At 52.4% G+C, this 17,494-nt stretch carries 17 protein-coding genes; 2 read left to right on the plus strand and 15 right to left on the minus strand.

Annotated elements, in window-relative coordinates; genetic code table 11:
* Nucleotides 1-64: 64 nt before the first annotated feature.
* From KKD83_01150 to KKD83_01210, 13 genes are all read right to left on the minus strand, one after another.
* Entirely contained in the window at nt 65-910 is an 846-nt protein-coding gene (locus tag KKD83_01150) for a transketolase (GenBank protein MBU2534760.1), read from the minus strand.
* A gap of 207 nt (nt 911-1,117) precedes the next feature.
* A complete protein-coding gene (locus KKD83_01155; GenBank protein MBU2534761.1) occupies nt 1,118-2,098 on the minus strand; it encodes an alpha-ketoacid dehydrogenase subunit beta in 981 nt (326 codons plus the stop codon).
* Between the two features lie 9 nt (nt 2,099-2,107).
* Nucleotides 2,108-3,067, minus strand: a complete 960-nt coding sequence (locus KKD83_01160; protein ID MBU2534762.1) for a thiamine pyrophosphate-dependent dehydrogenase E1 component subunit alpha — start codon at nt 3,065-3,067, stop codon at nt 2,108-2,110.
* 127 nt (nt 3,068-3,194) lie between these two features.
* On the minus strand, nt 3,195-3,998 hold the full coding sequence (locus tag KKD83_01165; GenBank protein MBU2534763.1) for a glucose 1-dehydrogenase: 804 nt from the start codon (nt 3,996-3,998) through the stop codon (nt 3,195-3,197).
* A 19-nt stretch (nt 3,999-4,017) separates the two neighbouring features.
* Entirely contained in the window at nt 4,018-4,839 is an 822-nt protein-coding gene (locus KKD83_01170) for an SDR family oxidoreductase (GenBank protein ID MBU2534764.1), read from the minus strand.
* A 32-nt stretch (nt 4,840-4,871) separates the two neighbouring features.
* Entirely contained in the window at nt 4,872-5,690 is an 819-nt protein-coding gene (locus KKD83_01175; GenBank protein MBU2534765.1) for a glucose 1-dehydrogenase, read from the minus strand.
* A 65-nt stretch (nt 5,691-5,755) separates the two neighbouring features.
* Nucleotides 5,756-6,787 (minus strand): alcohol dehydrogenase catalytic domain-containing protein, encoded by a 1,032-nt coding sequence (locus KKD83_01180; GenBank protein ID MBU2534766.1) that lies wholly within the window; start codon nt 6,785-6,787, stop codon nt 5,756-5,758.
* Between the two features lie 252 nt (nt 6,788-7,039).
* Nucleotides 7,040-7,450, minus strand: a complete 411-nt coding sequence (locus KKD83_01185) for a YunC family protein (protein MBU2534767.1) — start codon at nt 7,448-7,450, stop codon at nt 7,040-7,042.
* A gap of 19 nt (nt 7,451-7,469) precedes the next feature.
* Nucleotides 7,470-7,892, minus strand: coding sequence for a hypothetical protein (locus tag KKD83_01190; GenBank protein ID MBU2534768.1), 423 nt, complete (start codon nt 7,890-7,892; stop codon nt 7,470-7,472).
* A gap of 45 nt (nt 7,893-7,937) precedes the next feature.
* Nucleotides 7,938-9,278, minus strand: coding sequence for a TRAP transporter large permease subunit (locus KKD83_01195; GenBank protein MBU2534769.1), 1,341 nt, complete (start codon nt 9,276-9,278; stop codon nt 7,938-7,940).
* Nucleotides 9,271-9,780, minus strand: a complete 510-nt coding sequence (locus KKD83_01200; protein MBU2534770.1) for a TRAP transporter small permease subunit — start codon at nt 9,778-9,780, stop codon at nt 9,271-9,273. The genes KKD83_01195 and KKD83_01200 overlap by 8 nt, the downstream gene beginning before the upstream one ends.
* Nucleotides 9,781-9,852: 72 nt before the next feature.
* Nucleotides 9,853-10,956: a TRAP transporter substrate-binding protein DctP gene (gene dctP / locus KKD83_01205; protein ID MBU2534771.1), complete on the minus strand. Its 1,104-nt coding sequence runs from the start codon at nt 10,954-10,956 to the stop codon at nt 9,853-9,855.
* A 218-nt stretch (nt 10,957-11,174) separates the two neighbouring features.
* Nucleotides 11,175-11,597 carry a DNA-binding protein gene (locus KKD83_01210; protein ID MBU2534772.1) on the minus strand — a complete coding sequence of 141 codons (423 nt, stop codon included), beginning with the start codon at nt 11,595-11,597 and terminating at the stop codon, nt 11,175-11,177.
* A gap of 303 nt (nt 11,598-11,900) precedes the next feature.
* On the opposite strand from KKD83_01210, the gene KKD83_01215 reads away from it, so the two are divergent.
* Together KKD83_01215 and KKD83_01220 are read left to right on the plus strand one after the other, a co-directional pair.
* Complete coding sequence (locus KKD83_01215; protein ID MBU2534773.1) at nt 11,901-12,950, plus strand: dehydrogenase; 1,050 nt, start codon at nt 11,901-11,903, stop codon at nt 12,948-12,950.
* 20 nt (nt 12,951-12,970) lie between these two features.
* A complete protein-coding gene (locus KKD83_01220) occupies nt 12,971-13,729 on the plus strand; it encodes a hypothetical protein (protein ID MBU2534774.1) in 759 nt (252 codons plus the stop codon).
* Between the two features lie 37 nt (nt 13,730-13,766).
* Here KKD83_01220 and KKD83_01225 read toward each other — a convergent pair whose 3' ends face one another.
* Nucleotides 13,767-16,616, minus strand: coding sequence for a hypothetical protein (locus KKD83_01225; GenBank protein ID MBU2534775.1), 2,850 nt, complete (start codon nt 16,614-16,616; stop codon nt 13,767-13,769).
* A gap of 286 nt (nt 16,617-16,902) precedes the next feature.
* Nucleotides 16,903-17,478: an SHOCT domain-containing protein gene (locus KKD83_01230; GenBank protein ID MBU2534776.1), complete on the minus strand. Its 576-nt coding sequence runs from the start codon at nt 17,476-17,478 to the stop codon at nt 16,903-16,905.
* Nucleotides 17,479-17,494 lie beyond the last annotated feature (16 nt).

Here is a 17,494-nt window from a genome sequence, read left to right on the forward strand (position 1 = left end):
CCAGCACATAATTCTGTTTCATCTTTCGCTCCCTAAAATCTTTTTACGGTTGGTGCGAGACTGCCTATTTCAGCGCCTCAAGCGCCTCGGCGTACATTTCATCGGACAGTTTGCAGAAGTGCAGGTTCTTGTGCTCGAAAGAAGGCACTCCCTTGCATTTGGTGGTGTGGGCGATGATAATGTGCGGCTTTCCCTTGACCCTGTCCGCGTTTTCCAGGGCGGTAAGGATGGCTTCGAAGTCGTGGCCGTTAATCTCGGCCGTATCCCAGGCGAAAGCTTTCCACTTGTCCACCCACGGCATCATGTTCATCCTTTCCTCAATCGTGCCGCTGGACTGGAATTTATTGTGGTCGAGGATGGCAACCAGGTTATCCACTTTGTAGTGGAGCGCGGCCATGACCGCTTCCCATATCTGTCCTTCATTGCTCTCTCCATCCCCGATGATGCAGTAAACACGATAGCGGGGGACGGGGCGACCGGACGAATCCTTGGGAGCATCGATGCGGGCCGCCAGTGCTTCGCCAAGGGCAAAGGACAGTCCCTGGCCCAGCGAGCCGCCGGAATACTCAATCCCGGGCACAATCCGCTCCGTGTGCGCCTGCAGGGTAGCTCCCATATGGCCGTAGGACTTGTATAGTTCTTTCGAGAAGTAACCCGCCTCGCCGAAAGCGGCATAGACCGTCTCACAGCAGTGGGCCTTGGAAACGATGAGCCGGTCCCTGTCCTCCCAGTCGGGGTTTTTCGAGTCGTGCTTCATTTGGTGGAACATCAGCGCGGCGATAATATCCGCCTGCGAAAACGAGCCGCCTATCCAGCCGGAATCGCCGGCTTTAATCATTTCCACGGCGTCTCTACGGATAATCCTGGCTTTTTCTGCCAGCTTCTGAATTAGCTTTTCATCGTGGGCCATAGCTTCTATACCTCCTGTAGCCTGCTAGATATATATTATACGGACGGCACCATCAGCGCAAACCATATTATTTGCCGCGGTTAATTCACCCAAAAAGAAAAGGGAAGGTCTCCAAAATCATTCGCGGATTCCTTCCCCTTTCATAGCGCTTAATTCAACCACAGTATGATACTATAGATACAATCGGCGCTGCAATCAGGACAGCAATTACAGTATCTGGTTGATGGCCTCTATCAGGTTTTCCTCTTTGGGTATCCAGTAATCCTCCAGAACCACCCCGTACGGTACCGGTGTATCCGGCGCGTTAACCCGCTTTATCGGGGCATCAAGGTAGTCGAACCCTTCATCGGCCACTATGGCCGCCACATGCTCGGCGAAACTCCCCGTTTTACATTCCTCGGTGAAAACGACCAGACGGCCGGTTTTCTCTACCGACTTCAGCACCGTCTCCTTGTCGAAGGGCACGATGGTGCGCGGGTCGATGACTTCCAGGCTGATGCCCTTTTCCTTCTGCAATTTTTCCGCGGCATTCAGCGCCCGTGTTACCATGGCCGCCGTGGCGACTACCGTAATGTCGCTTCCTTCCCGTTTGATATCCGCCTGTCCGAAGGGGATAAGATATTCCTCTTCCGGTGCCTCGCTCTTGGGCCCGGCCCACATCAAGAACTTGTGCTCGAAGAACATCACCGGGTTGTCATCCCTGATGGCGGTCTTGAGCAGTCCTTTGGCATCGTAGGCGTTTGAGGGCAGGACAATCTTCAGCCCCGGGATGCTCATCATCATGCCCTCGATGCTCTGCGAATGCTGGGCGGCGGAACGTCGGCCGGCGCCCGTGAGAGCGTCCATGGTAAGGGGCATTTTTATCTTGCCCCCGAACATGTACTTCATCTTGGTCATCTGGTTCATGATTTCATCCCAGGCCACTCCAAGGAAATCAGCGAATCGCATCCGCGCAATGGGCCTCATCCCGGTGATGGCAGCACCGATTGAGGCACCGAGAATGGCTGCCTCGGAGAGAGGGGTATCCCGGACCCGGTCTATTCCGTATTTCTTATACAGGCCGCCGATTTCACCCATCAGGCCGCCCATCGGGCCCACGTCTTCCCCGATGATGAATACCGCAGGGTCCCTGGCCATTTCCTCGTCGAGGGCTTCACCAATCGCCTGTCGAATATTTATCTCTCTCATTCCTGTCTCCTATGTAAAAACGTTATCCAGAGTCTCTTCCAGTTCCGGGAAGGGGCTTTCCAGAGCGAATTTCACCGCCTCATCCATTTCGGCAAGCGCTTCTTTATCAATGGCTTCAGCCTGTTTTTCCGTCAGCAACTTCATCTCAAGCAGCTTCTTCTGGTAAGAGTTAATCGGGTCTCTTTTTAACCACTCGTCAATCTCCTCTTTGGGGCGGTAGGTGCCGGAGTCTCCCTCAAAGTGTCCGCGATAACGGTACGTCTTGGCCTCGATAAGGGTCGGTCCCTGTCCATTTCTGGCCCTGGCCACCGCCTCGCCCGCGGTTTCATAGACCGCTGTAACGTCCATGCCGTCAACCACAACTCCCGGGATTCCGTAGCCGACGGCTCTATCGGCAACGTTGGGTACATTCAGGGAGATGCTGGTGGGCACGGAAACCGCCCAGAGGTTGTTTTCGCAGATGAAGACGACCGGCAGGTGCCAGACGGAGGCGAGGTTGATTCCTTCGTGGAAGCGTCCGGTGTTGGAGGCGCCGTCGCCGAAAAAGCAGATGGTCACCTGGTCGGTACCTCTCAGTACGGCGGAAAGCCCGGCGCCGGTGGCAATGGGGATTCCCGAGCCAACGATACCGGCCGCACCCAGCATACCGATATCCAGGTCGGCGATGTGCATGGAACCTCCCTTGCCCAGACAGTAGCCGGTCTTCTTGGCGAACAGTTCCGCCATCATCTTATTGGTTTCACCGCCCTTGGCGATGAGGTGCCCGTGTCCGCGGTGGGTGCTCATGATGTAGTCCTCTTTTTTCAGGTGAGCAATTGCCCCGGTGGCCACCGCCTCCTCACCGATGTAGAGATGGACGCTGCCGGGGATATTTCCGTCGGCGAACTCCCGGGCAACACGTTCCTCGAACCGCCTGATGCGGACCATGGTTCGAAACATCCAGAGCAGTTTTTCCTTTTCAATAGCCATAGCAACTCCCTTCTCCATAACTGGGGTCAATCAGTGAGGTCTGAGAAAAAGTGACCGGCTTTACACCAGCAGGTTTCAATCAATCCCCAATATTATACAATACCCTCTTCAGAAATGTGAAACCTGGTCACCACGACCGGATGGTCTGCGAGATACCGCCATCAACCACCAGGGTAGTCCCCGTGATGTACTTTGCCTCGTTGGAGTTAAGGAAAAGGGCAGCATTGGCGGTGTCCCAGCCCTCACCCTGCCGGCCCATGGGGGACATGGCATCACGGCGGCGCCACATTTCCTCTATATCACCTCCAGCCCAGGCATCTTTGTTGTAGTACTCAGCCTGCGGCGTCTTCATCAGCCCGGGGAGGATGACGTTGCAGCGGATGCCTTTATCGGCGTACTCGAGGGCGATATCTCTGGTCAGGGCAATTATTGCTGACTTTGAAGAGGCGTAGGCGCAGTTGGGCAGGGTGAACCGTATGGCGCCCACCGAGGCGATATTGGTGATGGAACCTCCCCCCTGCTTCAACATGTGGGGGATGACGTATTTTCCGGTGAGGAACATGCTCTTCACGTTTACCGCCATCACCTTGTCCCAGGTCTCTTCTGCAGTCTCAATGACACCGCCCCACTGCCCGATGCCCACGTTATTGTGCAGTATGTCAATCCGGCCGAACTTCTGAATACAGGTCTCGACCATCTTCTGACAGTCGCTCGCTTTGGAAACATCGGCCTGGAAGGTGATGCATTCGCCGCCTTCTTCGTCAATCATTTTCTTGGTTTCCTCGGCAGCTTCGAGGTTATAGTCAACCGCCATGACTTTGGCGCCCTCCCGGGCAAAGACGATGGTTGTCGCTTTGCCGTTGCCCATGCCGGGAAGCACGGAACCGGCGCCGGTAACAATGGCTACTTTATCTTTCAATCTCTCTCCCATTGTTAAATCCTCCCTCTCTCTATTTCTTTTCGGACGGCCACGACCTCTGGGTTGCGGAAAGACCGGCATCAACCAGCAGGGTAGTCCCGGTGATATACTTCGAATCATCGGAGGCGAGAAACAGGGCAGCGTAGGCCACATCCCACGGTTCGCCCTGCTTGCCGGTGGGGGACATGGCGTCACGGCGCTGCCACATCAGTTCAACGCTGCCGTCGCCGTAGGCGTCCGGGTTATAGTACTCGACCATCGGCGTCTTCATCATTCCGGGCAGGATGGCGTTGCAGCGGATGCCCTTGTCCGCATACTGAATGGCCACCTCCCGGGTGAGGGCAATTACCCCGGCTTTGGAGACGGAATAAGCAAGCGCTGGCGCCGGCTGACACCGGATGGCGCTGAGTGAGGAAATATTGATGATTATGCCGCTCTTCTGGGTTTCCATGTGGGGCAGGGCATATTTACAGGTGAGGAACATGCTTTTCAGGTTGATGGCCATAGTCTTGTCCCAGATTTCCTCCGGCGTCTCCACCGGCCCGCCGTATCCGCCCATCCCCACGTTATTGTGCAGGATGTCGACCCGACCGAACTTCTCGATGCAGGTCTCGACCATCTTCTGGCAGTCGCTTGTCTTGGAAACATCGGCGTAGAACGCGATGCAGGTGCCGCCTTCCCCTTCAATGGTGCGTTTGGTTTCCTCAGCGGCTTCCAGATTATAGTCAACCGCCATTATTTTGGCACCCTCTTGGGCGAAGACAATGGATGTTGCCTTGCCATTGCCCGTCCCGGCCAGGATTGAACCGGCGCCGGTGACAATGGCTACCCTATCTTTGAGGCGTTCTCCCATCTTTTTCTCCTTTTATATCGGCATATCAATGTCTATTTCGCTTCCGGTGACCAGGTTCTCATTGTCCCGGACAGGCCGCCGTCCACGAGCAGTGTGGTTCCGGTAATGTATTTCGAATCATCGGAGGCAAGAAACAGCGCGGCGTAGGCGATATCCCAGGGTTCACCCTGCTTGCCGGTGGGGGACATAGCATCCCGCCGCCGCCACATCTCTTCGATATCGCCGCCCCAGAAATCTGTATAGTAGCGTGCCACCCGCGGTGTCTTCATCAGCCCCGGAAGGATAGTGTTGCAGCGGATACCCTTGGCAGCATACTGAATGGCCACCTCGCGCGTCAGGGCAATCACGCCCGCTTTGGAGACGGAATAGGCCAGCAAAGACGATGGCTCGGCACGTAACGCGACAATCGAAGCGATGTTGATGATGACGCCACTTCCTTGCTTCTCCATATGGGGCAGGGCATATTTGCAGGTGAGGAACATGCTTTTCAGATTCACGCTCATTACACGGTCCCAGGTCTCCTCGCTGATTTCCACCGGACCGCCGTGTGCTCCCAATGCTACATTGTTGTCCAGGATATCCAGGCGGCCGAACTTCTCGATGCAGGTCTCGACCATCTTCTGGCAGTCGCTGGCGAGGGACACATCCGCCTTGAAGGTGATGCACTGGCCGCCCTCTTCATCAATCATGCGTTTGGTTTCCTCGGCGGCTTCAGGGTTGATGTCAGCCGCCATGACCCTGGCGCCCTCACGGGCGAAGAGAATGGCCGTTGCCTTGCCATTTCCCATGCCGGGACCGATGGCACCAGCCCCGGTGATGATGGCTACCTTGTCTTTCAGACGCTCTCCCATAGCTCACCAACTTTTAACGCCTGCGAAAAAAGCGACTTACCCCTATGCCTCCTCCGACTTTTCCCTCAGGGGAGCAACAATATTTTGCCCGCCTCACCGCTCTGGGCCAGTTCAAAAGCTTTCTCATAGTCAGCCAGCGGGAAGCGGTGGGTTATTATCGGCAGGGGGTCGAACCTGCCTGTGTCCAGCATAGCCCGAACCTGCCACCATGTCTGCCAGACCACCCGGCCAAACACGCCAAATACTCTTGCTTCCTTGAGTATGATATTGGGGTGGAAGTCAAATTCTATTGGTCCCGGCGGCACACCCACCAGGCTTACCCTGCCCTCACGCTTCAATACCTGGAAGCAAAGTTTGGTGGCTTCAGCGTTGCCGCTGAGCTCAATTGATACGTCCACACCGAGACTACCGGTGGCATCCATGATGGTCTTGACCGGGTCCTGCTCTTTGGAGTTAATAATGGTGACATCGGGAAAGAGCTGGCGCGCCATAGCGATACGTTTCGGTGCTACTTCAATACCGAAAATTTTGGTAGCCCCGAATACTCTGGAAGCACCGAGAGCGAACATGCCAATGGGTCCACAGCCAAAGACCGCCACGCTTTTACCGTTGATTTCCCCGGCCATGACACCATGCATCCCTACACCGAGCGGTTCGTGGATGGCGCCGAGTTCGTAAGAAGTGCCCGGCGGGTGTTTCCAGCATACCTGTGCCGGCACGGTCATATATTCAGCAAAGGCACCATTAAGCGTGTGGCCGAGGAGGCCCATGTTCAGACAGTTGAGCGCGGCGTCGTTCTGGCAGTAGTAACATTCCCCGCAGAATATATGCGGCTCCGGGGAAACAAGGTCGCCCTTCTTGATGTTGGTCACGCATTCACCCACCTCTATCACCTCTCCGCACGTTTCGTGACCGGTAACAATGGGCAACTGCATCATCTTCATGATATTGGGTGATGAATGATAGATGTGGATATCACTGCCGCAGATCGCGGTCCCCATAATTTTGACCAGGACATCCTTGGGCCCGACCTTGGGCATATCAACATCCTTATATTCGTACCCTACAGCTTCGGTTGCTTTCACCAACGCTTTCATTTCATCTGCTTCCTTTCCATATCAGAATTCGCTGTCAAAGGGAACACATAAGAAAACCCCTGTAAATTCCTCTTTTGAGTTCGTTACAGGGGATTCCGGTAACTTTTCCATGTATTCTGATATGCTGAATGATGATGGTTTCTGATAATCGGTCAGTCAATTCAGGTTCAGCTATACCAGCGAGCATCATTGTCTATTATACCGCATTCCAGGACACACGACCAGCCGCTAAGTTCCACCACAATACTGCTTCTAGCTCTGGGCCAGTGCTTCCAGCAATTTGTCGGCCGCTTCCTTGGCGGACATGCCGACTGAAACGCCGAGTTTCTTGGCCGCCTCATTAACCGCAGAAATCTGCCCCTGCTCATAGGTGCTCATTCCGGAGCCGACTTTGGCCGACATGGCTGCGACAGCGGCGGCCGGGATGCCCTGTTCATCGCACATTTTGAGGGCGGCGATACCGGCGTCGTTCTTTCCCATCCCGGCATCGTTGCCTATCATGGCGCCAACGCCGCTGTGAATCGTCATCTCCCCGACGTTTACCCCGCAGTGGGAACCATCGACAAAGACATCGCCCTTGGTACTTTCATCCATCGCTGCCGCAGAATCAGCAACGACGATTTTGCGGTTTCCTGATTGCTTTATTATTATCTGACCAGCCAATGTTTACCCCCTCCCCTTTCTATGTCGCGTTCAAAATTCCTTCCAGCATTTTATCAGCTGCTTCTTTGGCAGTCATGCCCACCGTAACACCCATCTTTTTGGCCACTTCGTTGACTGTCGATATGACACCTTCATTGTAGGTGGACTGGCCAACGCCGATTTCGGCAGACATGGCCGCTACGGCTGCGGCCGGGATGCCATGCTCTTCCAGGGTCTTCAGGGATGCTATCCCCGCATTTTCCAGGCCAATGCCGGCATCATTGCCAATCGCCCCGAGGGCACCACTTGGGAGTATGTAGTCGGGAGCGATATTGGCACCGCAGTGTGAACCGTTAACAACGATATCGTTTTTATTATCCTCGGTGACGGAGGTTGCAGAATCGGCAATGACAATACGCAGTCCGCCAGACTCCCTTACCACTTTATGCACTTCATGCGTCATAAATCCTACCTCCCCGTCTCTGAACTAAGTATCTGATACTGGTTACTAACGTATCATCTGACCAGGTAACCAGGTAATTATCTCAGGAACAAGTGTGAAAATGATAAGTCCGATAATAATCAGCGCCACATGTGGTAGTACGCCTTTGACGATATCCCCCATAGTTATGCCCAGTTTAGGGTCGGCTGCGCCGCGGCAGATGAAGATTCCAGAGGCAAACGGTGGGGTCATAAAGGCCATCTGCAGGTTCACACAGACCATAATGGAGAACCAGAGGAGGGGGAAACCGGCTGCCTCAGCGATGGGGGTGATAATCGGTACCATAATATAGACGATGGCGATCCATTCGATGAACATGCCCATGATGAAGATGATGAACATGATGATGGCGAAAATACCCCACTTGCCACCGGGTGCACTCAAAATGATATTGGACATAACCTCGCGGCCACCACCACCGAGAAAGACGGCGCTAAAGGCCACGGCCATGGTAACGATGACGAAAATAAAGCCGCAGGCTCGCATGGTGATGAGCGAAGCCTCTTTCAGTGTTGTCAAGCTGAAACGCCGGTAGGCAATGGCAAGTATGGTAGCCATGAAAGCGCCGACACCAGCTGCCTCGGTGGGGGGTGCGACGCCAAAAAAGATTACGCCCAGTACCGACAGGATGAGAATAGCGACAGGTAAAATAGAGGTAAGCAGCATGGTAGTTTTTTTAAGGAAAGGCACTTTCCTGTCTTCAGAGGGAACAGATGGTGCAATTTGCGGCTGGAGATAACACCGTATAGCGATATAGGTAATATACAGGGCAGACAGGGTAAATCCGGGTAAAAAGGCACCGAAGAAGAGCTGGCCCACGGAGATTCCAGCCATCGGCCCATAAAGCACGAGCATGATGCTTGGGGGAATAAGTATTCCCAGGCAGCCGCCGGCGGTTACGGCACCGGTGGCCAGGGGCTTGCTGTAGCCGCGCTTGAGCATCGATGGAAGAACCGCCAGCGCCAGCATGGTGATGGAGGCGGCGATGATGCCCACGGTGGCGGCGATGATGGTGCCCATGAGCACGGTGACGATGGCCAGACCGCCTCTCAGGCCGCCGAGCCACAGGTACAGAGCATCATATAAGCGTTCCGCTATACCGGAGCGTTCCAGCATTACCCCCATGAAAACGAACAGGGGTACTGCGATGATGACGTAGTTGGTCATGATGCCATAGATATTGGTATAAATGACGTCAGCTACTTGTACTATGCCACCAAAAACAAAAAGGCCGACAAATAAAGCTAAAGCTCCGACGATAAATCCAAGAGGGTAACCGGTTAAGACTCCAATAAAAACACCGCCCAGCATGATGGCGGTAACCATTTCGGGACTTAAATCAATCATATGGCTTGCCTCTTATCAGTAGATATGTGTCCCGGAAGAAATGGGCTATGGCCTGAAGTGCAAACAGGCAGAGTCCATAGAATATAACTGTTCTCAATGGTCCCGCCGGCGGGTACCAGCCGGTAATGGGCATCTTCTCACCGGTTGCCCAGGCATCAAACATCCAGCTCCAGGCGGCAAAGGAGATCATAAATATAAACGGGAAGAAGAGGAGCAACGTGCCAAGGAAATCAATGAGAGCCTGAGCTCTAAGGGGAAGGTGCGAATATATCATATCGACCCTGACATGAGCCCTGTGCCGGTGTGTGTAGGCAAAGGCGAGGATGTAGGAACTGGCGGCGAGCATGACGTGGAGCTCGTATCCCCACAGGGTCGGCTTGGTGAAAACATAGCGGAGCATGACCTCAAGGGTCACCAACACCACCAGTGCTACGATAAACCACCGCCCTGTTTTTGCCGTCCACTCACTGATGGTGTCAACGGTATGTATAAATTTTCTCATAATTGTTCTTTTCTAGTTATTGAACTTCCCCGCCCCGAAAGACTCTCCGGGGCGGGGAATTGGCTCTAGAAATTACAGGCTCGGATAGGTCATTCCGTAAGCGTCTCGCCAGTTCTGGAGGGATTTCATCAGTTTGTCGTAGAACGGGTCTTCAGCCATTCGCTTCGCGTAGAAGTCATTGGAAGCATTAACTATTGCGGCTTCCAGTGACTTGGGTGCCGGTACAACCTGTACACCTGCAGCAATCCAGTCGGCGGTGGCGGTAGTGTTCTTGTAGGTCCACTCGGCGTAGTGCCGCGTGCCCTCGGCCCACACCAGTTCGGTGAATATCCACTTCAGGTCGTTGGGCAGGTCAGCCCATGACTGCTCGTTGACGATGTAGACATACATGTCGGTGGGCTGGCGGAGTGGGGATACGTAGGCGTAATCAACGATTTCGTGGAAGCCCATGGGCCAGTCAACAGCGAGGCTCGAGTGCTGGAAGCCGTCAATGACACCGCGCTGCATGGACTCGTAAATTTCGGGGCTGGGAGTGGAAACGGCGGCAACGTCCAGCTGGCCGAAAATCACCGCCTCGTCACCGAGGAGCCTCATCTTCTTGCCGGCCAGGTCCTCCGGACCATTGACCGGGAAGCTGGTGTAAAGGAAGGTCTCCGGCTCGCGGCAGATGGTGGCTATTGGTTTGACATTCTCAAATCCGCCGGCATCGAACATCTCCTTCATCAGGACGAGGCCCTCACCCCACAGGTACCACATCTGGTACTGCATTGCGGTGGGACCACCGACCATCATGGAGAATGGGGGTGATTGTGGGAGGTCACCAACCCACAGGATGGGGCCATTGGAAGCGCCATCAAGAATCCCCCTCTGAACGGCTTCAATCTCGGTGTCGGCGGGGACGATGGCACCGCCCTCGTTGGCCTGAATAACGAAGCGCCCGCCACTGGCTGCCTTAATCGCCTTGCTGACCCTGTCCAGGGACATGTAGGTGGAGGTGGTGGTCGGGTTATCATCCTGAATAATCCACTTGACAATTTCCACGGGCTGTGCCGGTGCTGGAGCGGGTGCCGGTGCTGGAGCGGGTGCTGGTGCCGGCGCTGGCTGAGCGCAGGCGGCAGCCAGACTGCTTAGCAGTATCACCGCTAATACCAACGTGAATACTAATCTTTTGCTCAATTTATCCTCCTTAGTCAAATATTGACAGTCAAACTGTAGAACAATGGTGCTTTGTGAAAACTGTCACCCCCTTTCATACCAATTGGTCAATATACCCTGTAATATCGGAACATATAGTATGGCTATTGCTTTGAGGATATAGATGCACATCTGATATGCCATAATATCGAAGTCTGCTCAATTTGTCAAGATTTTCAGAAATCGGAGTTAACTCATGGTCAGGTGGTCCGCAGTGCCGTCAGGCCGCTCTCGGGGTCTACGTCGCGCTCGAGCTGATAACTGAGCTCGCCTATGTAAATCTCGACCGTTGCCCAGACGATACCTTCCTCAAGATGACCGCCGATTAGCTGGCCCGGCTTCAATGGGTCGATGGCGCACATGTGGATGTGGAATATTTTTTCACCTTCATATACGGAAAGCGACCCCTGACCGGAGAGGATAGAAAGATGGCCCTCAAATTCGTCAAAGTCCCATCCCCACTTACCGTCCTTGGGCGCGGTTCCGAACTTGACCTTTTCCAGGGAGCCAATGATGCCGAGGATTATGCCCGAGGTTATGCCTTTCTTTTCGCAATATCTGGCAAGTTCGCTTAATATTTCCTGGCCGCGATTCAGCCGGAGAAGATTGACCGATTTAAACACGTAGATACCTCCTTATCAATATATTGTCTTGGCATTATATGGTGAATTGTGAGGACGGATTCACCCCAGTGACCATTGATAATTATGTTGTAAAACTATCAGCAGCCAGCGTTTCAGCTGATATTAAGTTAATATTACAATATTTCCGTAGCGAATGACAAAAACAGGGGAATTCATAATCGGTGTATATTTGACAAAAATCCGGTGAGAGATAAAAATGTGGTTAATGCGCCTTACTTTCGGAAAAATCCGCAATGGGTGGATATTCACCATACCATAATAAAAGTTAAGGAGGAAACAGGCATGGGTCGTAAAGCCAGAGTCGGCTTCACGCGGGATTACTATGACAAGGACGGCAATTTCATTCTGGACTGCCCGGGATTCAAGTCGCTGGAGAAGATGCCGGATATTGAACGCGAGGTCTTCGCCGAAATGCTGCCCGAGGTGGCTCCGCATCAGATAGAAGATTACGATATCGTGGTTACCCGCACCTTCTCCAGATGGGTGGAGGGCAGTTTTGTCGGCAATGACCGACTTCTTTCCCTGCACCGCAACGGCGTTGGCTATGACCGGATTGACGTTCCGTCGCTTACCAAGGCCGGAGTAATTTTGTGTATCACGCCGGCGGCAGTACGCCGCCCGGTCGCGGTGGCCATCATTACGTTCATCCTTGCCCTCAGTACCCGTCTTTTCATCAAGCACCAGCTCACCAGCGAGGGACGATGGAGCGATGTGCCCAAGCACAACGGCTATGGCCTGATCGGCAAGACATTGGGGTCGTTCGGGGTGGGTAACATAGGCCACGAGATGTTTAAACTGGCCAAGCCCTTCGGCATGAGGCATATCGCCTATGACCCCTATCTAAAACCGGAGGACGTCAGGGATGTTGATGTTCAACTGGTGGATATGGATACCGTGCTCTCCGAATCTGACTACCTCAACATCAGTTGTCCGCTGAATGAAAAGACCCGTCACATCATCGGGGAGAAGGAGCTGAAAAAAATGAAGCCGACCGCCTTCCTGATAAATACCGCTCGCGGGCCTATTATTGATGAGGTTGTGCTCCACAAGGCCCTGCAGGAAAGATGGATACGGGGAGCAGCGCTGGATGTCTTTGACCAGGAGCCAACGCCGCCGGACAACCCGCTGTTAAAACTGGACAACGTCATCGTTACCGCCCATGCTATGGCTTTCACCGATGAATTTCTCAACGCGGTATGGGAAATCATCGCCAAGCAGATAACGCAGCTTATGAACGGGGAAATGCCCGACGGCGTGGTGAATCGGGAGGTCTGGGACCAGCCGAAATTTCAGTCCAAACTTAAGCGGTTCCTGGAACAAGTAAAAAGCTGAAAAAAGGAAGGAGAATAATATTGAAGAAAAACCGTGTGAAGGAACTCTGGCGTGAAGGGAAGGCAGCCGTCGGTGTCTGGATGGTGCTGGGGAGTCCCATCACCGCCGAAATCATCGCCAACATGGGATATGACTGGGTAGTCGTTGACACCGAGCACGGTTCCATTGATATCGGCACAACGCAGTCCATCATACAGGCTGTCTCATATACAAGCACCGTGCCGATGGTCAGGGTACCCTGGAACCACCCGATGCCTATCAAGCGTGCTCTGGACGCCGGCGCATACGGACTGGTCATCCCCATGGTGAACAGCCGTGAAGAGGCGGTGCAGGCAGTACAGGCTGCACGCTATCCGCCACTTGGCGCACGGAGCTACGGTGGCCCGCGGGCGCGTCTCTACGGTGGGGTCGATTACTTTGAGCACGCCAACGAAGAGATTGCCGTCATCGTACAGATAGAGCATATTGATGCAGTAAACCGTGTTGATGAAATACTCTCAGTGGAGGGCGTTGATGCCTTCTTCATCGGGCCGTCTGACCTCGCCATCTCCATGGGGCTGAAGCCGGGGCTTGACCAGACTGACCCACGGCACGGGGACGCCATAAGCAAGGTGCTGGCGGCGGGGAAAAAGCATGGTGTTGCCGGAGGCATTCACGTTGGCAGTGCCGAAGCGGCCAATGAACGTATTGCCCAGGGTTTTCAGTTTGTCGGCTTGAGCAGTGACGAGGGTTTTATAAGAAGCGCCGCGGCATCCGCGCTGAACAAGGTCGCTAAATAGAAAAATCGCTTGTATCAGCTCTTTACCAGGGGGATGGTTACCCCCTCTTTCGCAACTCCCGGAGTAGCGAAATAATTAAGGTACCGCCGAATATCACCACGACGATGCCAAATAAAATTGGTATCTTGTAGTCTGTTTCTTCTGTTGGTGTCAGTGGGATCGGGGCCGGACTTGCTGGCTGTTGCTGGGGTTGTGTGCTGGAGGCGGGTACCTGCTCCGATGGTGGCGTGACGTTTTCCGTAGAGAAGTTCACCGTTTTTTCATTGTTTGCTTCGTTGCTTTCCAGGACCTGATTAACCTCATCGATAATCACCTTGATAGTGTGCGGCCCAACCTGAGAAATCCAGGTGCTGAAGGTCTCTTCTGTATTCTCATCGGGCTCTATTGAATTGACCTGTCCTGAGGCCAGGTACTCGCCATCGACATAGTAATTCACGGATGCATATCCGGCCCTGGCATCACCCTGATTCCTGATGGTCACTGCAAAGGTCACGTTGTCACTGGTAGAAGGTTCTCCAGAGGGCCAGGTAATGGACTCAATTATCAGGTCAGGGGCGAGAATGGAGAAGATGACCGTTTCTGTATTGTTGTCTTCCGCTCCCTCGGTAATGGTATTGGCACCGTCAGCGAATACGGCAAGGACATGCGGGCCAGCGGCGACATCCCATTCAAATGTCTTAATCACGCGTGTGCCAGCGTCGAGCTGCGGAATCTCCTGCTGATTTACGACTTTATCATCGACGTAGAAGTATACCTGGAAACCTTCTGCCCTGCGGCTGCCCTTATTCTTGACGTATGCGGTCAGGGTAACTTTATCGCCCATTGATGGCTCAATCGGGCTCCATGTCACCGCTTCAAAGGCAAGGTCAGGCATGGGGTAGCCAATCAGCGTCTCGTTGTTTGCCTCGTTGCTCTCGGCCACCTGGTTCGAATCATCGACAACGGTGCGGATGATATGCGGTCCCGCGGCCACTTTCCAGCTGAAGGTTCTGGTGACTGTTGCGCCTGGATCCAGCTCTGGAATGTCCTGAAAGCCCCCAGGGTTGTTATCAATGTAGAGATGGACCAGTGAAGTGCCGGCCCTGCTGCCTCCGTTATTTTTAATGGTTAGAGTAAAGGTAACCATTTCTCCTACCGGAGGGTCATTGTGTGACCAGTCAATACTTTCGATTATGAGGTCGGGGCCAAGGGGGGTCAGGGTGGTCACCTTTTCATTATTGGTCTCATCGCTTTCGGCAACTCTCTTGGTGAAATCAACAAAAGCTTTGATAGTATGTTCGCCGGCGGTGGCTGTCCAGGTAAAGGTCTGATTATCGGTTGCGTTAATCGATATTGGATTTACTCGGTCAGAAGTCATCTGGATATTATCAATATGGTAGGAAATAAAGGAGTAATCGGCGTTGGCCTCTCCCTGATTTTTAACGGTAACGGTAAATGTCACTGTGTCACCTATAACCGGCGCTGACGGTGACCAGGTTATCTGCTCGACGATGAGATCAGGTGGCATAGGTACGAAGATAATCATTTTTTCATTGTTCGACTCTTCGCTCTCGGACACTTTGTCCTGTGGGTCGACAATCGCCCGTATCTTATGCACTCCACCTTTGGCTATCCAGCTAAAGGACGCCGTTTTAGTGTCGTTGGCATTTATCGGCACCAGCCCCCGGTAGCCTACTTTTTCATTATCGATAAAGAGGTCGACTCTGGATTCAATAGAGTCCCCGCTCCCCTGGTTCTTCACGGTCACGGTAAAGGTAACGCTATCACCTATGGCTGGATTAGTCGGTGACCAGGTGATACTGTGGACAATGAGGTCAGAAAGAAGTGGTGAGATGATGACGGTTTTCTCATTGTTGGTCTCATCGCTCTCGACAATAACGCCTCCTGTGACAATAACGGCTTTTATATCGTGCATGCCCCGTACAGCAATCCAGGAAAAGGTAACGTTTTCAGAAGCACCGGCTTCCAGTTTACCGGTTCGTTCTGTATCCCGGTAGGTATCATTAACGTAAAAATTGATGGTGGCGTTGCCTGATACGCCGCTGCCCTGATTTGTAACAGTTACGGTGAAGCTAACATTATCGCTTAGCGATGGTTCCGTGGGGGACCACGATATATCATCTATAATCAGGTCGGGAAGGAGAGCGGAGAAAAGCACCGTCATTTCATTATTGCCCTCATCAGATTCCGGCACGGCATCGTTTTTATCAACGATGGCCTTAATAGCGTGTTCACCTGCCTTGGCGAACCAGGAAAAGGTTTTGGTCAGTGTTTCCTCCGGATTTATTCTCTCGACATCCTTGTAGCCCCGTGAAATGCCGTCGATGTAAAAATCTACGCGGTTTGAGTTGGCGGCAACCGCGCCCTGGTTCCTGATGGTTACGGTGAAAATAACAGTACTGCCAACAGTAGGTTCTGAAGGCGACCAGGTTATAGAATCGATTATGAGGTCCGCGCCCAGTGTGGACAGCGTGTAGGTTTTTTGATTGTTGCTCTCATTGCTTTCATTGACCTGCTCCCTGTAATCGGCCATTGCAGTGATGACATGTATGCCGGTTTCAGCAGTCCAGGTGAAAGTGTGTTCGGTACTGGCGCCAGGGTCGATTGGTTGCACGTAATCATTGGTGAGATAATTATCATCGATATAGTAAGCAACGTAGCACTGACCTGAAGTGACTGTGCCCTGGTTACTGATGGTAACGGTGAAGGTTACACTATCCCCGATGGCAGGTGTTTCCGGAGAAGGGGTTATCGCCTCAACGGTCAGGTCAGGACCAGATTGCGCTTGCGCTACCCTATCCGCATAGTTAACCGGAAAGTACAGGGGGTGGCCAAAGACCACTATCGCAACCAGGAGTATGATGACAGTGAAAATTCTTTTCGGCATCGCTGATTTATACGGGTATTGCCAGAATGAGACTGGTTTGCACGGTTAATTACTACCCGACCTCCCACGCTGATTGATGTAAGCCATAATTATAATACTCTGTTTACATAATACATATTACAATCACAAAAAACAACGGAATAGCTATAGTAAATTAGTACTACCTTTGGAACAAGTACTTTAGGGTAGGCCATGCTTGCAAAGGTTGTTGATGAAGAAGAAAAGAAAAGCGGGGTATTGACAATTACATATAGAGGACTATATAGTGAGTATTAACTTCGTGCATTCACTCTGATTCATTTAGTATTTTCTTTTTCTTCTCTTCAAATTCTTCCTGTGTTAATATGCCTTTATCTCTTAATGCCGCCAACTCTTTTATTATCTCAATATAACCTGTGTCTTTTCCTCTAACTTGGCTAGTTTCCGGTTCTGTTAAATGCTTTTGCCTAACAAAGTGCAACAAAGAATCTAAGGATTCTCTGTTCCCAGTGTATTTCACAAGGCGATTCAGACCAATAACATTAAGTTCTACCCATTCTGGTTTATGAAAAATACCGATTAAAATGAATATTAATGAAACACCAAACGCTCCGTATGCTATTTCTTTTGTGTTCATTTCATTACTAATCCAAAGACCAGCGATGAATATAATCACACCGAGAACGAGTAGCCAATAGTACCGCTTTGATGAATAAGAAATACTTGATATATGGCTATAATCATAGTCCCTTATCGTTCTGCCAGACCGTTCCAGTAGACGCTTATTTGTTGCATATACCTCATAATTGAGATTGTAGATTGCCTCTATGGTTTCTCCATCTGTTAGGATATTGTCAATCCATTTGTGTGATTTACCACTCATGATACATTGCCTCAAC

Source organism: Chloroflexota bacterium, from assembly GCA_018829775.1.
Taxonomy (GTDB): Bacteria; Chloroflexota; Dehalococcoidia; order Dehalococcoidales; family RBG-16-60-22; genus E44-bin89.